Genomic DNA, 20,764 nt, shown 5'->3' with positions numbered 1-20,764 from the left:
AACTGATAATTTTCAAGTAGATTAAAAATAGGCTATTTACAGATTAACTTTTATATGTAAAGACATTACATAATTTCTAATATAAAATATTCTAAAATCATAGTAATATTAACTCCAAATTCTTAAGAGTTTTCTAACTACATAACTATCAACAATTTTTATTTCAAAAGAGTTATCTATTAAATATAAAGCAACTTCAAAATATCTGTCTTTATCAAATCCTAAGTCTAACTCTCCTCTATATATAGCTTGATTTGAGTAAAAGATTAAGTACTCTATTATAGGACTATTTTGTGGTTTTAATTCTTTTATATAGCTTTCATACTCTTGAAGAGTATAACTTGGTTTTTGTCCTTTTTGAAAGTGTCTATAGTATTTTTCTACCTCTTTATATGTATCAATCACAAAATGTATATCACTTTTTTGCATATATTTTTTCATGCGAAATTTTGATAAATATGACCATGCATACTTTCTTGAATAATACAAAATCGTAAGAATTAAGCATATTGAAAATACACTTAAATATATTAATTGAGCATTGGTTAATAAAGTTTCATTTAGTCCGTTTATTGCTTCACCCTCAAACGGTATGTCATCAGCGGCATGAATGGCTACCCAACCTCTATCTTTAACAAAGATCTCAGTCCATACAGCTTTATTTTTTCTTTCAATTATATATGAACTTGTGGATAAATTATACTCATTTGGAGCATATCCAGTAGCTAGTCTTGCATATTCTCCTGTTGAACGAAGCATCATAATTAGTGCGGTATTAAACTGCAATGCATTACCAATTTTTGTTTCAAAAAGCATTTTGGAAAGTGTTTGATTATGTATTGTGCTCTTTATAGATGAATGCTTATATTTGTAGTTAATTTTAAAGTATTTAACTATTACTTGTGCTTTTTCAAAAGAGTTATTCCAGCCATTAGTAAGTTTTTTTGCAAGTTTATTTACTTTAGGATCAAGTTTATATCCAGCTCTTGAGTATACTTTTTTATACCAAACATCTGCATAGCTCATAGCATCATAACCATAATATCCTTCACTCTCAACACTTGCAGTATAGTATGTGCCAATCTCTAGCTGTGATGGTGCATAGATAGTTCTTGCTGCATCTTCATAAAATGTATCTGTAGGAAACTGTAATCTTAATAACCCTACTGGTATGTATATAATTGGTTTCCCTACTAATTTACCCTTAACTGTTATAGTATAGTTATCTGTCTTTTGTGTAAAGTATTCATTATAGTATAAATCGTTAGGCATAATCGAATTAGTTCTTCTTGTCCACTCTTTGCCATTCCAGTAGCGATAATAACCTTTGTTTCCATTTTTAATAGTATACATCTTCGTTAAAATTTTTTTCCAGCTTTTTCCATTAAATGCTGCGTAAGTATTTCCTCTTAAAAATCGTGCTTCTTTACCTTTTACTTCAAATAATATTTTGCTTAGATCGTTATTTTCATCTGTATAAATATTAGAGTAATAAGCCTTCTTATTTTTAGATTTTAACTTTTTTTCTTTTAAAAAATTTTTTTCTTTACCACTATATATTTTTTTTTCTTGATTTACTTTTTTAATTGGTTTGTTAAATACCAAATGATTTGTGGCACTTTTTGTTTCTTTACCATCTATAGTATACTTAGGTAGTTCTGTTGTATGCTCTTTATAATATTTACTTTTTTCATTATCTTCACCTATTACACCTTTGTATTGTTTTGTACCACCAAAAGGAAGCACACCGTAGTGTATAGATTGTGGTTGTGGCAAAAAGTAATATAAAACAACAGTAAAAATTGAAACAACAACTACAAGTATAAGTATGGTTCCAAAAAAACTATGTCTCTTTTTATAGTTGTAATGGCTTTGAAGATATATCCTTGAATTATAATAATCAGCTACAACTACAGTAAAAAATGAGAATGTAAAAAGTATAATACTTAATATTGAGTACTGATTAAAGACTATAGAACTAGCAAATAGAAATAGCATAAATGAAAATATAAGAAGATATGCCAACATCCTTCTCTCATTTAGAAAAATATTTAGCCCTATTATCATAGAAAGAGCTACTATGAGTATTCCGGTAGATGAAGCATAATTAGTAAAGTATGTTATAGATGATGCTATCCCTATAAACATACCTATATAGCCTATGTACTTGAGAAGTTTATTGTTGTAATCAGCAAAAAACCAAGAAAATATAAGAGATATAGCTAGTAATGAAATAACTAAAGAACTAATAATATAATCTGGATAAATATACTGTGTTACTATGAAAGTAGGTATAGCTTCACAAAAGAAAAGGGCTATAAAAAGTGTTAAATTTTTCAACTTAGCATCCTTTTCAAATCACAACCCTTTTTTAATATATATTTGTTATATTTTGTATAATTATGAATCTCAAATTCTTCATTAAAAACATCATTTTTAAAACTCTGTGCATCTATATCAAATAAAACAAGATTAGAAACACTTGAGATATAAGAGTTCATATTTCTCTCTACTTCACCACTCCCATTATCAAAAAGAATAAGTGTACCACCTCTTTTGTCTAAACAAAGAAAATGCTTTATTGAGTCAACATAATTTTTATCCCCATCACTCTCAACATAAGCCAAATTTTTAAGTATCTCTGTATTATTGTAGGAACCTTTTATATCTATGAGTTTTATCTCATCTTTACTACGGCCATATATACTTACACTGTATCCCTTATCAAGTCCGTAAATAGCTAAAGATGATGCTATAGTTATAGCGTATTCAAGTGTACTTTCTTTAGATAAGCCTACATTAAAATCTCTATTTAAATCCAATATTATAATTAAACTTGACGCTAATATATCTTGATACTCTCGTACTATAAGTTTACCTTTTTTTGCACTGCTAGGCCAATGAATATATCGAGGGGAATCACCTCGTTTGTATTCTCTTACAGATACAAACTCATCATGTCCCCCCTTTTTTTTACTTTTATTATCTCCATAAAGAGCAAAGGACTCATCTTGACTTAAAGGAAATTTTTCTACTTGAAGAGGATTTGGTAAAACTACAATTTCACTCTTTGTATTTTCTAATATTTTGTTAAAAACTTTAAGACCTAATGGGAAACCTGTCTGTATATGAAGTGGACCTATCTGATGTACACCCCTAATATCAGATGATACTTCACTCTCTATTGTGAGTTTTTTATAGAGGCTTTTGATAAAAAACATATGATTCATATTTGTAGAAAATGGAGTTTTTAACCATACCTCTAAAAAATATTTACCAAAAAAATTAGATGCAGATATCTCTATGAGTATAGGTATATTTTGAGTTTGCTTAGAATATTTTGGGTGTTTTACAGATGCCCTTATACCAAGTATATTAAAATATGGAGCAATTAAAGAGAGTACAAGGGTGGCTAAAGAAAGTTCTGCTATCACATAAAGAAGCTCAAGTCCTCTATTAATTGCAATGATGTAAATAACTATGGCAATTATGAACAGTAGTATGATTATTTTGTTTTCTATAAAAAACTTTAACACTACTTTGGTACTTTTGTTTTTGCTAATACATCAGCAATAATATCTTCATTTGTTAAACTTGAAATATACTGAGGTTTTATAACAATACGATGAGATAATACAGATATAGCAATTTTTTTAATAATATCTGGATCTACAAAATCTTTTTTTTCAATCATAGCAAAAGCTTTAGATGCATGCATAAGTGCAAGTGATCCCCTTGGACTTGCTCCATAAGCTAAAGAGTTGTGTTTTCTAAGAGCATGCATAATAGAAGCAATATACTCTAATACAAGTTTATCTATTTTTATATCAGTTACTTGTTTTTGAAGATCAATGAGTTTATCTATAGATATAACAGGTTTTAAATTTTTTATAGGATGTACTTTTTCTTGCATCTGCATTATTTCTATCTCAGCTTCTATCGTTGGGTAACCCATACTTATTTTCATAAAAAAACGATCAAGTTGAGCTTCTGGAAGTGGATATGTTCCATGAAACTCTATTGGGTTTTGTGTAGCAATAACCATAAAAGGTGATGGAAGTCTATAAGTTTTTCCATCTGCTGTTACCTGATGCTCTTCCATAGCTTCTAACATACTCGATTGTGTACGAGGAGTAGTTCTATTGATTTCATCAACTAAAAGTATATTTGCAAAAATAGGTCCAGGTTTAAATTCAAAAATTCTCTCTTGTTCATTATAAATTGAGACACCTGTAACATCAGAAGGTAAAAGATCAGGTGTACATTGTATACGACGCAATCTACCATTTACTGATTTAGATAAAGCTCGAGCTAAAATAGTTTTTCCTAAGCCAGGAGTATCTTCTATAAGAAGATGACCTTTTGCTAACAAAGAAACCACAAGAAGTTTTATAGATTCATCTTTCCCTATGATAACACTTTGTATATTTTTAATTAATTTATCAATATCATTTGACATTATTTTCCTTCAATTTTTAAATTTAATTTGAACCATGATTAGCAAAAAATAGTGATTTGATAAATTTAAAATGAGTAAATCCCTCTTCTCGTCTATTAGTCCCATCTAGGTTTGATGTTTCAATAATATCATCATAATCATATACCAAACGATCATTAATTGTATCTATTGTTAACGAATCAGGATTTGAAAATCTACTTTCAAACTGAATTAAAGTTCTTTTATTTGAACCATTAAAATCAATACTAGATATATTATCACTAGCTGCATCACTCCAAATTACTTTTCTATTTTTATAATCAACTACAATCTTGGCTGGCTGAGCAGCATATGACAATCTCGTTGCATTTTTAGTTTTTATATCAATCATAACAATTTTATGACCTGAAGAATCACTAACATAAAGTTTATTATAAAGATAATCATAAAACATCCCTCCTCCAGACTTCATAATGTTCTTATCTGATACAAGTATTCTTTTATTATTTCCAGACAAATCTGCATAACCTATTTCACCATATTTTTTCTTCGGTATCCACTGTGACCAAAATATTCTTTCACCCTCATTATCAATTGCTAAACCACTAGGTCCACTTGGAACTGTAATGATTTTTCTTATATTTGTTCCATTTGCATTAGCTTTATATATAGCCTTATTGGTCCTATCTCCCCAATAAATATTTCCATTTTTATCTACTTTACAAGTACTTAAATTAGCACTAAAACTTAAAATCTCAGTTCGCGTATTTAAGTCTTCTATATTAATACCAAATATTCCATTTTTATCATTAGATGTTTGCACAACAGAATAAATATCATACTTATGCTTTACTGTTTGATTAATTTTTTTCTCTTTAGATACTTTTTTTAAATCTTTATAATTATCAATTTTAGTAGTAAAGAATAGTGATTTTATCTCATTGTCATGAGTTAAACTCTCAATTTTTCTATTTGTTCCATCAAGATTTGAACTTTCAAGTTTTGTTGTTAAATTTCCTATAACATCGTTTAATGCACCCCTATATGAATATATCAATCGCTCATTTACTGAATCTATTGTTAATGCTCTTAGATCTGTGGATTTATGTTTAAATTGGATTAAAACTTTTTTATTTGAACCATCAAAAGCAATACTAGATATATTATAATTGGCTGAATCACTCCAAAGTATTTTTTTATTTTTATAATCTACTACAAGATCTTCTGGCTGAGAAGAATTTGTCAATTTTTCACTATCTTTCGTTTTAAAATCATAAACTATAATTTTTTTACCTAGATAATCACTTATATAGAGTTTATCGTATATATAATCATAAAAAATTTTTCCACCTGATTCCATTATACTTTTATCAGATAATATTATCTTCTTATTATTTCCCAATAGATCTGAAGACCATAATTCACCGTATTTTTTATCATATAACCAATGTGTCCAAAATATTATTCCTCTTTTATTATCAATTGCTATGCCATCATGTCTACTATTTTTTGGTAAAGTAATAATTTTTCTTATATTTGTACCGTCAGGATTAGATTTATATATACCATTTTTAGTTCTATTTCCCCAGTAAATATTTCCATATTTATCTACTGTAGAACTACTTAAATTATTAGCATTTTTTATAATTCTAGTTCTACTGCTTAATTTACTATTATTAAGTCCATATATTGCACTATCATTCTTAGATGTTAATACAACAGCATATATATCATATTTAGATTTTGTTATTTGAGCTTTTGTAGAATCTGTACTAACATTGTTCTCCATTGTTTGATTATTTTCTGTTTTTACATTTGTAGTAATTACATCACTATCATATGCAATAAAAGAAAGGATGACTAATACAATAATAAATACTAAAATATCTAAATAATTAATCTTTCTTTTTGATTTTTTCTTGACATCTATTTGAATCTCTTTTTTATTTTCCTTAGAATTTAGCTCTTTTACTTTTGAATATATTACATCATCAATACCTAAGACTTCTAAAGCTTTTCCTAAAGAGTGAATTATCTCTTGATTATTAAGTGAGTTTGGGGCGATAGATATTAAATCCCATCCATCTTCAGTCTTATAGAGTTTTATCTCTATATTTGTTTCTTTATAATGAAATATCAATAAGGATTCTAAATTATTAAGCCTTTTGATAGGTAATAGCCAACTGTTTGTATCTCTATCTACAATCCAATGATGCTTATATAAAGCGACTTTATTTAAGTACTTATTTAACAATTTATCTAATTTAAATCTATTTATATCATCTTGGGATACATATTCATTAATAAATGCCATTATTTTATCTGCCATAGTTTTAATAAACTTAATATTTTATTTTGTAAATATGTCACTAATTAATCCTCTAATTTCATTATCATTAATTTTAGAGATTATTTTGTTTCTATCAAAATCTAAAAAAGTGCCTTTTAATACTTTCATTTGTTGAGCTAAATATAGCTTATTAAAAATCGTATTTTTTTCATCATTCAGATATTTGGCTACTTTTTTGTAAAATAAACTTTTATTTTTGATAACATATCTATCTATACCTCTTTTATGTTCAACGTTACCTTTCAATAAATCTGAATAAAAAGCATCTAGAGAAAAAAATGCTTTACATCGATTTGTATATTTATTATACATGGTATTTACATACTTATAATTATATTTTTTAGGCAATGCTATATCGCTACCACCATGTTGCATACCCTTAGCAATTGTTTCTAATTTAGCCTCGATTTTATCACTATTTACTTTCCATGTAAAACGTTCCATTGTCCATATTTTTCTTTCTACATCTGATAGTTTTGGTACTTTTTCTAAATTATATTTTTTTTGTAAATCTTTTTGCATTTTATTGTAGCCTGACCAAACATCCATAAAAATTTCAAATTCATTTGCAGTTTTTTGTATATCTGATGCATATTCAATAGCTAATTTTTGCAAATTGTTATCTAAATTATAAGCTATATTACTATCAATAACTACTCCATATCCTCTAAGAAATGGTAGAGTTTTAGATATTGGATTTTCTTTATAATCTTTGATAGTTGATACATCTTTATATGAAATACGAGGATCATATTTTAATTTTATAACCTTTAAATAAGAAAGGTATTTCATATCAAATTTTACTAATTCATCAGCTTGTGATATAGCATCTTCATTTTTATCTTGCCAAATTTTTAATTTTAAATATAAATTATCATCAATTATATTTTTATTTCTGATGAGTTCATTTATATTATCAATCTTGCCATTATTATTTTTATCATATACTAAAATAGCATCACTATGTTTTAACCATCCGACTTTCGTCTTTATGCCATCACCTGTTAAATCAAAATATATTGAGGATTTTTTCAACATAGTAGTTAAAATAGATCCATCTTTATTTTTATCTATAACAATAATGTTATTTATTTCCTGCTCATATCCTTTCTTTTTGACTCTATTAGTATTTTTATTTATTTTCTTTACTTCTATAGATTTTCTATCATTTGTGCTTTTTTGTAGTATAAAAAATACAATAGAAGCAATTATAGATACTAATAAAAAACTAATATATATATCTTTATTGTGAATAATTCTTTTAGGTCGTTTGGGTTGAATTGTTTCTATTTTTTCTATTTTTTTGGGTATCGCCCAGATTATTTTCTTACCATTAAAACCCATTAAAGCTTTTTGTAAGATTTCTATTATTTCTACATTATTGAATGAATTTGAAGCAATGGATATTAAATCCCATCTATTTTCCACCATCCATAGTTTAATCTCTATATTTGTATTTTTATAATGAACTATCCAGATAGTCTCAGAACTATTTAACTGTTTTAAGGGCATAAGCCAACTGTTTGTATCTTTATCTATAGTCCAATGATATTTATATGAAGCAGCAGCATTTAAATACTTATTTAATAGTTCATCCAATTTAAATTTATTTATATCTTCTTGTGATGCATATTCATTTATAAATGCCATATATGATCTACTAATTACCCATTATTGTATTTTTAGATTGTTATATTAGGTGTTTTTATAGCTGTGATTTTTTCTATAACTTGTACTTCATTAATTTTAGCTTCTAGCTTATGGCTTATCTCTTTCATTGTAGATACTTCCTCTTTTGCTTGTTTAAGAGCTTCTGTTTTTAAAGTACTTATTTTAGTCATGGCCTCATCTATATTTGCAAATGCTTCTTTTAATGATTCTATACTTAATGTTGCTTTTCCTGCTTTTTCATAAATTTTTGTACCTTGTTCATTCATACGTTTTGCATTACCTACTATAAGTTCATTAGTAGCTTCTTTAGTTTTTTCAACCGCTTCAATAACATTTTTTTGATTTTCAAGTGCTACTAGCATACTTACACCAACTTCTAATGCTCTTTTTGTTACCACTTTTACATTAGAGATATTATCTATTAATTCCCAGTTAGTGTTTATAATAAAGTCATTTGATAAAAAGCCCTCTTGAGTAACTATGAGTATTTCATAAATACTTCTAATCTTTTTCTGAAGATTTAGCATTAGATTATTTACATAAAACTCTTTTTCTTTATCATTCAGATTTTCTATGTTGTTTTCAATTGCATTTATAACTTGTTGCATAACAAGTGCTTTTCTTTGCAAATCAATAGCTGCTTTTTTATATCTATCTTTATCATGTTGTAGTACTATATTATCATCACGAAGCAGCTTCTCTCCATCATTAAGTGAATTTAGTATTTCATCAATAAGCTCTGATGCTGATTTGAATTTTGTGAGATATTTATTAATAGGCTTACCTACAAAAGGTAGCATAGATAAAAAACTTTTTGCAGATAAATTATGTTTATTCGGATTTATTTTAGATACTTCATTACTAAGACTTACAAGCGTTTTAGCTATATCATTGGATTTAGTGTCATCTATAGATTCTATATTAGATATTTTACTTCCTAAAAGTGCTGATGAGTTTTCAAGTGCTTCTATATCATCAAGTGTTATACTCTCTAATATACCTCTAATCTCACTTTTATCTTTACCAACAAAAAATTCTAAAAACTCTTTAGCTTTCACCTTGATATTGTCAGTGTTATTTTCTGTCAAATTGTCTTCAAAAACACTAGTCTCTTGGGTAATTAACATCTCTTGTTTATCTATAGACTTTTTTATTTCTTGCATCATTTTCCTCTATCGTTGTTTTATCTTTGTCAATATCTGTGTTGAATGCTCAAACTCATTTAGTATATTTTCTATTTTATGGTCATTGTTGTTCTTACCCATAAGCTCTTTTATAAAGTCATCTAAGTTTTTTTCTATACTAAAGTTTTGCGCAGTATTTTTTTTTATTTCATTTTGATAAAATATCTCTTTATTTGAATCTGAACTGATTGATAGCGCTTTGTTTAGTTCATATTTTATTTTTAGATTTTCTATATATAAATTTAGTGAAGAGTTTGCCACTTTTAACACTCTGATACTTAAAAGTCCTTTACTCGAAAACTTGTCTTTCATAAATGATGTAATCAAATCAACTTTTGAAAATATATTGTCTTTAATGTCTAATTTATATTTTAATGTTATCTTGTATCTTAACAAATTGTATTTTTCTTTCTCTCTATTATATGTATAATTTTCTTTGTTCTTAGAAAAGCTTATACAAGTTAGGATGAACCATAAAAAACTAAAAGCTGTCAACAAATTAAATACATTGATTGCAAATGATGATAAATCTAAAAAATATAAGGCTAACATGTAGCTATATAATGTAGTTATAGATAATAAACCAAAATAAAAAAATATCTTTTGTTGTCTAAAAAAGTAAAAAACCATATCAATCATTGAATATCCAAAATTAAAATTAGCTGATTTTATCATAAGTAGTTTTAAGTTAATATTATATATTTTTAGATACTATCCTATATAAATATTTTAAGAGGTAAATGTGATAGATCATCAGTTGAAATTTAAACAAAAACTTATTTTTTTACTTTTAATTATACTTATATTACCATTAATTATTATTTTTTATTTCGCACAAAAGTCTGATATAGATGTTCAACAAATCCCGATAATATCTATCGAAAATAGTAAAACTCTTAATCTAAGAGGAACTATAAGAGATATAAAACTATCAAAAGATACAAAAACAGCTTATGTTGTAGCTGATAGTAGGGGCATATATATAATAGATATTCAAAACCCTTTAGATCCAAAACTAATCTCACAATTCAAATACTTTAAAAACTCTTATGATAAATCTAGAAGCCTGGAGTTAGTAGAGGATAAAAATATATTATTTGTAAGAGACACACTAGCGGGAATATATAGTATCAATATTGAAAACCTTTCTGAACCAAAATTACTAACTACATATAACCATCAAGAGCAAATATATAAATTTTGTATATCAAAAAATGGAAACTACTTATATCTTACTGATAAAAGTGGTATCAAAGTGTTAGATATTAAAAATCCTGATGAGATAAAAATAATTACTAAATATAATACCAAGAAAAAATATTTTGATATAATTGAAGTAAAAGAAAATATAATATATCTCCTTTCATCTTTTGATATAGATATACTGGATATTAATTTTGATCAGGAACCTAAACTAATAGGAAATTATATAACATTGGGTGATGCAGAAAAAATCACACTTTCCTTTAACAAAACACGTGCTTTTTTATCTAGTGGCTACAATGGTGTAGAAATATTAGATATAGCCAATAAACTAAATCCAAAACCTTTAGGCATATATAAATCATCTAAAATAACAAAAAGTGCTATAGTTTCAAAAGGTGGGAAAACTCTATATATATCTAATCTCAATGATACTGTTGAAATGGTAGATATCCAAAATCCAGATAATGCAAAATCACTTCAAACAATAAATATCAATTTTACAAAAAAACATAAAGCATTGAATCTTGGTTTGTCTATAAATGAAAATATACTTTTTGTAGCAAATGGTATAGGTGGTATGAAAGTTATTAAATTAAGATAGCTAATTAAATGTTATTGTTGGTAGATATACACTTACTTATATTGAATTACAATAACATACTTAAATCTAAAATAAGTAAAATTAAAGGTTATAAAATGTCTAATTTAGTAATAAAATTTATACTACTGTGTATTCTTTCATTAAGTACCTATGCAAATGTACCTATAAAAAACCTAGTACTAAAAACAACAAAAACAGAACTAAAAGAAAATACACAAACAACTCTAAATTTAAAAGCAATTTACTCAAATAATACTACAAAAGATATAACAGACAATATAAACTGGACTATACAAGATAACTCAATAGTAAGTATAGAGAACAATACACTAAAAGCTTTAAAAAAAGGAACTACAACTTTACAAGTAAAAGTAAACAATATAACATCAAATACCATAACTATAACAGTGTATAAAAAGATAAATGGATACAGACTTCCACCTGAGCCAGACCCAACTATAAACAACTCTACACTTCTTGGGATAGATAGCAACAACAATAGGGTTAGGGATGATGTGGAGAGATGGATATATAAAACTTATGATAATCCTATTGAGATTGGCTTATTTATGCAAAATGCCAGGGCATATCAATTAGTGATTGAATACCCTAGTAAAGCTCATGAGACTACTAAATATATAGATAATTCCTATAGTTGTGAAAGATATATATTCTCTATAAATTCAAAATTAGAGAAAAAATATGAATATATCGATACAGATAAAGAATTAAAAAAAATTCAATTTAATACAATACAAAGACACATTGCATATCAAAAGTATAACGCAGAGTTTAGCGGTGAAGTCTTTAGTGCACCAAAACCATCAAAAGAAAAATGTGAATTTGATGAAAATGGAATTCTTGGAGAACTTAAGTAAAATTTATCTCAATCAATAATAATTATCTATCAAAATTAATAACTCCATATTCATTTAAAAACTCTATTTTTATATTGAAAGTGAGTTTTTTTACTGCTATAATCTTAAAACTTAAAATTAGGAGATGGATTATGAGATTATCAAAATGTTTAACAGTGGTGGCACTTTGTTCACTTGGACTTTCATTACACGCGAGTGATGAAGCGAGGATTACTTACAAGTCAGCAAAATCTTCTTCATCATACTACCAAATGGCAGTACAAATTGGTGAGAATATTGGAAGGAAAAGCGATAAAAAGTTGCATATAACTATTGAAGAGAGTCAAGGTTCTGTTCAAAATGTAAAAGAAGTGAAAAAAAGAAAAGGTAACTACATTTTTACAACTCCTCCTGTTTTAGTAAAACTTGCTCAAAATAAAAAAGCGATGTTTAAAAAAGACAATCCAGAAAGTTATGCAAAAATCAGATCACTTTTTCCAATCCCATTTCTAACAATGCATATTGTTGTAAGTGAAAAATCTGGAGTAAAAACTTTTGAAGATTTACACGGGAAATCACTCCTGATAGGTAAAGGAAGTTTTGGTTCAAAAGAGGCTAAAAAGTATATGAAACTATTTGGTTTAGATGATGTAAAACTTATAGGTGCAGAACTCTCAGGTGCTGTAGCTGCTCTTAAAAATGGTCAAATAGATGGTTTTGCAACCTCAGGTTCATATCCTGCACCAAACGTAATAGAAGCCGTAGCAAGTACTAAAATCAATATTTTAAGTATGAGTGATGAGCAAATTAAATTAACAAAAAGAGATAAGCTTATCATTCCTGCTGGAACATATTCTGGCATAGATAAAGATATAGCAACGACAACTTTACCTGTTGGAGTTTATACAACAACAGATATGGATGAAGAGACAGCTTACAAATTTACAAAAGCATTTTGGGAATCTAAAACAAACTTAGAGAAACAAAATATTTGGTGGAAAGCAATAACTCCTTCAAATTTAGCAATGTTCAATACAAAACTTCATAAAGGCGCATTAAAGTACTATACTGAAATAAATGCCAATGTTCCTGCTAAATTAAAATAACCGTAAATATGGACAATATAAAAAATGAGCTACTAACAACAAAATATTTGTTAGTAGCTGCTCTTGCGATTATTACTATTGGTTTTCATGTGTATTTAATTTTTACAGGTCTTATGCCAAACTTAGTAAGTAGACCTGTGCATTTAGGTTTGGTTCTACCTTGGGTGTTTTTACTTACTGATAATAACAAAGTATCAAAATTTACAAAATATTTTGGTTATGTATTGCTTGTTTTAGCTCTTTTTTCTGTCTATTTTATCATTTCAAATCATGTTGATTTAGAAGACCAGTACGGCTCACTTGAAGGAAATTTACAATATTTTGTAGCTATATCTCTTCTTGTAGCTGTACTTGAAATGGCAAGACGTGCTATAAAACTAGCTCTTCCATTAACTGCTGTCATTGCTTTAGCATATGGTTTATGGGGGCATTATATCCCTGGAAATTTTGGACATCAAGAAATTCCAATGGATAGTTTTTTAGGAACTCTTGTTATTGCAGAAGGTGGTGTTTTTGGCTCATTAACAGGAATTTCAGTTAATGTCGTAGCAGTATTTGTCATATTAGGAGCATTTGTTGGTGTTGGAGAAGGTGGTAATGCCTTTATGTCAATGTCAACAAAACTTGCAGGAAGACTTAGAGGTGGAGCAGCAAAAGTTTCTGTTTTAGCATCTGCATTTTTTGGCTCAATCTCAGGTTCAGCTTCTGCTAATGTAGCTTCAACGGGAGCTTTTACAATTCCTACTATGAAAAGATTGCATTATCCTTCTAGTCTTGCGGCTGCTGTTGAAGCTGTTGCTTCTACTGGTGGTCAGATTATGCCTCCACTTATGGGTGCTGGTGCTTTTATTATGGCTGAACTTTTAGGGGTAAATTATACGATTATTATGAGTGCAGCGATATTCCCTGCTATACTCTTTTTCTTTACCGTGTGGATTGGTATTGATGTGTTTGCAAAAAAATATAATTTAGTGCCAATGGACAAAAGTCTTATTCCTAGTCTAAACTATGTAGTTAAACTCAGTCCATTTTTTCTTATCCCTTTTGGATTTTTGTTATCTGCACTCTTAATTTATGGGAAGACTCCCCAATTCTCAGCAGCGCTTGCTATATTTGCTAGTATTTCTTTACTTATCATTGATAAAAATTGGAAAATATCTTTAAAAGAGTTTGTTATAAAGTTTTTAGAGGGTAGTATCACAGCCTCTAAGCAAATTTCTACTATTGCTTCGGTTATTATCTGTGCTGGTATTATTATCGGTGTTTTAAACATAACTGGAGTTGGAGTGAAGATTACTTCGGCAATTCTTTTTTTATCAGGAGGCGAGCTTTGGATTGCTCTTATCTTGACAGCTCTTGCGTGTTTGATTTTAGGAATGGAAGTTCCTACGACTGCTGCGTATATTATCTGTGTTTCAGTTGCAGGTCCAATCCTTCAAGAGTATGGTCTCTCAGCACTCCAATCTCATCTATTTATCTTTTGGTTTGCACTACTCTCAACTATAACACCTCCAGTTTGCGGAACCGTTTTTATAGCTTCCGGTATGGCAGATACTAACTGGCTACCTGTTGTTTCAAAAGCTATGAAATTAGGTATTGGTCTTTATATAGTACCTCTGTCTTTTATAGTCAATCCAAACCTAATTCACCCAGATACTCACCTATTTTTAGCTTTAGTATCTTTTGTAAAAATCGCCTTAGGTTTAGCTATATTATCAAATGCTTTAGTGAACGATAGATTATCAAAGATATTAAGAGCAGGGATGATTATAGTTTCGATTGCAGTTATAATGTTCCCTTTTTAAAAAACTTATAAGAGGGAAAATCCCTCTTATAAATTAGAGTACCATTGCAGCAATCCAGCCAAATATAATAAGTGGAATATTAAAATGTATAAAAGTTGGAACTACAGTATCCCAGATATGGTCATGTTGTCCATCTGCATTTAGACCTGAAGTCGGTCCAAGTGTTGAATCAGATGCAGGAGAACCAGCATCTCCTAAAGCTCCAGCTGTTCCTATTAACGCAATAATTGCTAAAGGAGAAAAACCAAACTGAAGAGCTAAAGGAACATAGATAGTTGCTATAATTGGTATAGTTGAAAAAGATGAACCTATACCCATAGTCACTAAAAGCCCCACTACAAGCATCAACAATGCAGCAAGTGCTTTGCTATCTCCAATAAGTCCTACTACAGAATTTACCAAAGCATCAATACCATTTGTTGCTTTTAAAACTTCAGCAAAACCTGAAGCGGCTATCATGATGAAACCTATCATAGCCATCATATGAACACCTTTTGTAAATACATCTTGAGTCTCACCAAACTTAATCACTCCACCAAGAGTGAAGATAATAAATCCAGCAAGTGAGCCTAAGATAATAGAATCTGCATAAAGTTGTAAACCCAAAGCAACCATAATACCTACAACAGCAACATAAACATGGTTCATATTAATTGTTTTAGATTCTGGCTCTATCTCTAAAATCATCGATTCTTTATACTCTCTTGGTTTTCTATACGTAAAAAATATTGCCGTAAAAAGTCCTAGAACCATACCAAAAACCGGTATTGCCATTCCTAAAGGAAGTTGATTTGCAGTTGCAGCAACACCGTTATCCACTAAATATTTCAATAAAATATTTTGTAAAAAGATACCACCAAAACCGATTGGTAAAAGCATATATGTTGCAGTCAAACCAAAAGTAATAACACAAGCGATTAATCTTCTATCTAGTTTTAAAGTTGCCATTACATGTAACAAAGGTGGAATTAAAATCGGAATAAAAGCGATATGAATTGGAACTATATTTTGAGATGAAATAGCCGCTAATAAAATTATTGAGATTAAAGAAACTTTCACCCATAATTTTTCACTTACTGTTGCTTCTTTACCTTTTACTTTTTTAATAACTCTATTTGCTAACAAATCAGTAATTCCCGATTTAGAAATTGCCACTGCAAATGCCCCAAGCATTGCATAACTAAGAGCAATTGATGCTCCGCCACCAAGACCATTATTAAATGTATTAATAGTCTCTATTAAAGACATTCCCCCTATTAGGCCTCCTATAATAGCACTTATTGTAAGAGCTATTACAACATTTATTCTCATAAGGCTCAATGCCAACATGATTATAACTGCCACAGCAATTGGATTCATTTATATCCTTTTTCAAATTTCAAAAAGGAAAGTTATATCATAAATATTATAAAAGACATATGAGAAGAAAATAACCAGTAAAAATAAATATCCTGGATTATTATTAAAAATATTTGACTCTTTGCTCTTCTTAAGCTATTTTTTGTTTTCACTCTTATATGCTTTAATATTTTTTATGATAAAATAAGTGCATTAAAGATGGAAGGTTACGCGTGAGAAAGAAATTGTCAATCAAAGAAAAAATTATAGATTATGTATATATATTATCAAACCAACCTGTTATATTTAAAGACTTATTATCTGCAAACAGCCACTACAATGAAAAAATGTATGTAGACCCAGGAAAACTTGGATTTCGTATGAATATTATAAAAGCATATATATCTTATTTTATTCTTTGTGCTATAGTCATTATGCCTCTTATTGGTATAACTCATTATTTTCTTAAACATATGGACTTTCATATCTCTATTGTAGGTTCAGTGTTAGTAACAGCTGTAGTATTTATAGGGTTTGATTTTTTTAGAGCATGGATACGAGATGCAATCACTCTCAAACTTATCAAAAAAGCTTGGTTAGTTCATTTCCCATATTTTGCTTATGAAAAATATAGTAGCAAAGTTGAAAAGATTTATAATGAATCTCTCAAAGAAGAAGTAGCTAAAAGAGATTTACAACAATACGTAATGGATAAGTTAGTTGAAGAGAGTTAAACTCTACTTCAACTCTCCCCAATTTTTACCAATACAAACACTTACATCTAATTTAACTTTTAAATCATAAATATCTTTCATTATCTTTTTTGCTTTTTGGGCAAAATATTCAACTAATTCATCTTTTACTTCAAAGATAAGTTCATCATGAATTTGAAGTAACATTTTAGAATTTTCATCACATAATTCATTTTGAATTTTATTCATAGAAAGTTTTATCAAGTCCGCTGCACTTCCTTGAAAACGAGTATTTACAGCTTCTCTTTCATACATAGGAACTTGCATACCATTTGCATTTTCAAAATCAAAATAACGCTTTCTTCCTAAGAGAGTCTCTACATAACCATCTTCTTTAGCTTTATCACTAATACTCTCTAAGTAACTCTTCACTGTTGCAAAAGATTTAAAATAGTTTTCTATATATCCTTTTGCTTCTGCTTGGCTTATCCCTAAAGTTTGAGCAAGTTTTCTAGCACCCATACCATATAATAATCCAAAGTTTATGCTCTTAGCAACGCCACGTTTTTTATCGGCTTCTTCCTCTCCAAAGAGTTTTAATGCTGTTTGTCTATGGATATCTAAGTCATTATTAAAAGCATTTAATAAATCTGCATCTTCACTATAATGTGCTAGGAGTCTCAACTCTATTTGAGAGTAATCAATACCCACAAAACTATACCCTTCATCAGCAATAAAACCATTTCGAACTTCACGTCCAAGCTTTGTTCTTGTTGGAATATTTTGAAGATTAGGGTCTTTTGAACTAAGTCGCCCTGTTGCTGTTCCTGTTTGTAGAAAAGAGGTATGAATACGATTATTTACAGAATCCTCTCCAAGTTTTAAAAGAGGTTTTATATATGTTGATTGGAGTTTATGAAGCTCTCTATATTCTAAAATCTTAGAAATGACTTCGTGTTCATCTAAGAGTTTAGTTAAAACACTTTCATCTGTGCTATATCCCGTTTTTGTCTTTTTTACCACAGGTAATTGCATATGCTCAAACAACACTGCACCTAACTGTTTTGGAGAATTTAAGTTAAACTCCATTTCACACATTTTAAAAATATCAATTTTTAACTCTTCAATTGCACTATTTGTTTTTAACTCCAAATGACAAAAATACTCTATGTCTACTTTTATACCCTCTTCTTCCATATCTAAAAGAGTCATTATAAAAGGAAATTCAATATTTTTTGCAAGTGTTAAAAGATTTGGGTCTAATTTTTCAATCAATTTTTCATACAATTTCAATGTCATCCAAGCATCTTCACTTGCATACTTACAAGCATCTTCTAAGTCCACTACTGAGAAATTTTGTCCTTTAGGAACTACGTCTTTAAACTTTACCATTTCATAAGAAAAGAAACGTTTAGCAAGTGAATCTAACCCTGCACTAAGCTCAGGATTTAAAAGCCACGCTAAAACCATAGTATCAACAAAATATTCTACATGTAAAGATTGAAAGTTCTGTTTTACTATGGCAAAATCATATTTCAAATTTTGTCCAACAACTTTACATGTAAAGATTTTCTCAATAGCTTTTTTTGCATCTTCAAAACTTACTTGATCCCCAACTCCCAAATAATTATGTGCAATTGGAACATAATACGCTTTTGAAGTATCTGTTGCAAATGAAAACCCTACTATACTTGCACTTCTTACATCAAGTCCCGTTGTTTCAGTATCAAAAGCAACTATATCTTCTTTTGAAAGTCTCTCTACCACAGAAAAAAGTTTTTCATTGTTATCCAATAAAATTGGCTCAAAAGTATGAGTTTCTTTTTTTTCTTCTACTTTTGGTGCATATTTTAACCTAGATAAAATTCCCTTTAAATCATATTTTTCTAGCTCATCAACTATATTTTCAAGTGGTTGATTTAAAGGAAAATGAAAACTTTCAAACTTATCAGAAATATCTAAACTATCATCAAGTTTTACAAGTTCTTTACTTAAAAATGCATTATCATGACTCTCTTCAAGTAACTTTTTTGTCCTAGGATTTAAAACATTATCCAAATTTTTATAAATATTTGCAACATCTCCAAAATCATCTATAAGTTTTTTAGCTCCCTTAGCACCAATACCTTTAACACCAGGAACATTATCTGCACTATCTCCTACAATAGAGAGGTAATCTCCTACATGCTCAGGATACACTCCAAATTTTTCAAAACATTTTTCTCTATCAATCTCTTGCTTTTTCATAGGATCATAAATAACAACACTACCATCCTCTATAAGTTGGTATAAATCTTTATCATGACTTACTATTCTTACTTTTATATCATGTTTTTTTGCAAATCTTACTGCAGCTGCAATTACATCGTCAGCCTCATACCCTTCTTGAGAAAATGCTTTAAAACCCATTTTATCAATCCAACTAATTGCTACTGGAAGTTGTGTTTTTAAATCCTCAGGGGCAGGTGAACGATTTGCTTTATAATTTGGGTCAATTTCATGTCTAAAATTTTTTCCCTTAGCATCAAGTGCAAAAAGTATATAGTCGGTTTCGTGCTCTTCTCTTAAAGTATAAATAAAATTAGCAAAACCTGTTATTAGTCCTGTTGGGAAACCATCTTTGTTTCTAAGGTTTGGTAGTGCATAAAAATTGCGAAAGAAAAACCCAAAGGTATCAATAATAGTAAGAGTCTTCATTAAGCATTTTCTATAATTTTTTCTACGGCATTCGCAAAGACAGCTGAATCATATCCCTCTTTTTCAATTAAGTTTATCGCTATTGTTACACTTCTATCACTCAAAGGTGAATTCATTGGTGCTGCTGTTTTTACGATTTTTAATGCAAAAGAATAATCTTTTATCTCATCTGGTGCGTCTTCATAATTGTCTGCATAATGTATTGCCTCAACCATAGTTTCATCAAATCCCCAATGCTCAAATATTTTTGAAGTTACTGCGGCCGTTGTTGTACCTACGTACATTTGCTCTACTTGTGCTATATTAACCGTACTTTCAATTTCAGATTTAAATTGCATGACCTCATCGTTTTTTACGATTTCATCAGCAATTAAAATTTTTCCTGTTTCTTGAAGAAGTGCAGAAAGAAATAAAGTTCCAAGTTTTTCTCTATCGACTTTACCATACCATTCTCTCATTAAACTACTTTGTACAGCAGATATATGCACAAAATCCTCAGGAACAAGTCCATAAGGTTCAATATCGACATTCAGTAATTTTTTAACTGTTATATCTGTCGTTAATGCTCTTGTAGTTGACATTCCAAAAAGAGATACTGCTTGAAGCACACTTTTAATCTCACGTCTAAAACTGTATAAAGGAGAATTTGCAACTTTTAAAAGATTTGCAACTAACATAGGGTCAGTTTCTATAACCTTCGCTAACTGCTCTATAGTACCATTCTCATTTGAACAAATAGAAGTTATCTCATGAAAACTTTTTGGTAATGGGGGTAAAGTCCTTATACGGTCTGTCATATCTTCTAACATATCAACCTCA

15 protein-coding genes are annotated in these 20,764 nt (G+C 28.8%); 5 read left to right on the top strand and 10 right to left on the bottom strand.

Annotated elements, in window-relative coordinates; translation table 11 throughout:
- Positions 1-108: 108 nt before the first annotated feature.
- The 7 genes from K354_RS0102305 to K354_RS0102275 are packed head-to-tail and all read right to left on the bottom strand — an operon-like array spanning position 109 to position 10,318.
- Positions 109-2,340, bottom strand: a complete 2,232-nt coding sequence (locus K354_RS0102305; RefSeq protein ID WP_024953900.1) for a transglutaminase domain-containing protein — start codon at positions 2,338-2,340, stop codon at positions 109-111.
- Positions 2,337-3,536, bottom strand: a complete 1,200-nt coding sequence (locus K354_RS0102300; protein ID WP_024953899.1) for a DUF58 domain-containing protein — start codon at positions 3,534-3,536, stop codon at positions 2,337-2,339. The genes K354_RS0102305 and K354_RS0102300 overlap by 4 nt, the downstream gene beginning before the upstream one ends.
- Entirely contained in the window at positions 3,536-4,459 is a 924-nt protein-coding gene (locus K354_RS0102295; protein ID WP_037940060.1) for an AAA family ATPase, read from the bottom strand. The genes K354_RS0102300 and K354_RS0102295 overlap by 1 nt, the downstream gene beginning before the upstream one ends.
- Positions 4,460-4,481: 22 nt before the next feature.
- Positions 4,482-6,767: an NHL repeat-containing protein gene (locus K354_RS0102290; RefSeq protein WP_024953897.1), complete on the bottom strand. Its 2,286-nt coding sequence runs from the start codon at positions 6,765-6,767 to the stop codon at positions 4,482-4,484.
- Positions 6,768-6,788: 21 nt separating this feature from the next.
- A complete protein-coding gene (locus K354_RS0102285) occupies positions 6,789-8,438 on the bottom strand; it encodes a hypothetical protein (protein WP_024953896.1) in 1,650 nt (549 codons plus the stop codon).
- Between the two features lie 32 nt (positions 8,439-8,470).
- Entirely contained in the window at positions 8,471-9,622 is a 1,152-nt protein-coding gene (locus K354_RS0102280) for a toxic anion resistance protein (protein WP_024953895.1), read from the bottom strand.
- A 9-nt stretch (positions 9,623-9,631) separates the two neighbouring features.
- Complete coding sequence (locus K354_RS0102275; RefSeq protein ID WP_169733410.1) at positions 9,632-10,318, bottom strand: hypothetical protein; 687 nt, start codon at positions 10,316-10,318, stop codon at positions 9,632-9,634.
- 67 nt (positions 10,319-10,385) lie between these two features.
- Here K354_RS0102275 and K354_RS0102270 point away from each other — a divergent pair, with 67 nt between their 5' ends.
- The 4 genes from K354_RS0102270 to K354_RS0102255 all read left to right on the top strand — a co-directional run bounded on the left by K354_RS0102270 (position 10,386) and on the right by K354_RS0102255 (position 15,218).
- Entirely contained in the window at positions 10,386-11,450 is a 1,065-nt protein-coding gene (locus tag K354_RS0102270) for an LVIVD repeat-containing protein (RefSeq protein ID WP_024953893.1), read from the top strand.
- 95 nt (positions 11,451-11,545) lie between these two features.
- Entirely contained in the window at positions 11,546-12,328 is a 783-nt protein-coding gene (locus K354_RS0102265) for an Ig-like domain-containing protein (RefSeq protein ID WP_024953892.1), read from the top strand.
- 131 nt (positions 12,329-12,459) lie between these two features.
- Positions 12,460-13,413 carry a TAXI family TRAP transporter solute-binding subunit gene (locus tag K354_RS0102260; protein WP_024953891.1) on the top strand — a complete coding sequence of 318 codons (954 nt, stop codon included), beginning with the start codon at positions 12,460-12,462 and terminating at the stop codon, positions 13,411-13,413.
- 8 nt (positions 13,414-13,421) lie between these two features.
- Positions 13,422-15,218: a TRAP transporter permease gene (locus K354_RS0102255; RefSeq protein ID WP_024953890.1), complete on the top strand. Its 1,797-nt coding sequence runs from the start codon at positions 13,422-13,424 to the stop codon at positions 15,216-15,218.
- Between the two features lie 33 nt (positions 15,219-15,251).
- Here the strand turns inward: K354_RS0102255 and K354_RS0102250 are convergent, their stop codons facing one another.
- Complete coding sequence (locus K354_RS0102250) at positions 15,252-16,577, bottom strand: Na+/H+ antiporter family protein (protein ID WP_024953889.1); 1,326 nt, start codon at positions 16,575-16,577, stop codon at positions 15,252-15,254.
- 212 nt (positions 16,578-16,789) lie between these two features.
- On the opposite strand from K354_RS0102250, the gene K354_RS0102245 reads away from it, so the two are divergent.
- Positions 16,790-17,290: a hypothetical protein gene (locus tag K354_RS0102245; RefSeq protein WP_051505379.1), complete on the top strand. Its 501-nt coding sequence runs from the start codon at positions 16,790-16,792 to the stop codon at positions 17,288-17,290.
- Between the two features lie 3 nt (positions 17,291-17,293).
- Here K354_RS0102245 and polA read toward each other — a convergent pair whose 3' ends face one another.
- Positions 17,294-19,945 carry a DNA polymerase I gene (gene polA / locus K354_RS0102240; RefSeq protein ID WP_024953887.1) on the bottom strand — a complete coding sequence of 884 codons (2,652 nt, stop codon included), beginning with the start codon at positions 19,943-19,945 and terminating at the stop codon, positions 17,294-17,296.
- Positions 19,945-20,754 (bottom strand): HDOD domain-containing protein, encoded by an 810-nt coding sequence (locus K354_RS0102235; protein WP_024953886.1) that lies wholly within the window; start codon positions 20,752-20,754, stop codon positions 19,945-19,947. Before K354_RS0102235 ends, polA begins: the two co-directional genes overlap by 1 nt.
- Positions 20,755-20,764: the final 10 nt, after the last annotated feature.

The sequence above is a fragment of the Sulfurospirillum arcachonense DSM 9755 genome, from assembly GCF_000597725.1.
In the GTDB taxonomy this organism is placed as follows: Bacteria; Campylobacterota; Campylobacteria; order Campylobacterales; family Sulfurospirillaceae; genus Sulfurospirillum_A; species Sulfurospirillum_A arcachonense.
Note: the sequence above shows the minus strand (reverse complement) of the source record. Positions and strands in the feature narration are given on the sequence as shown.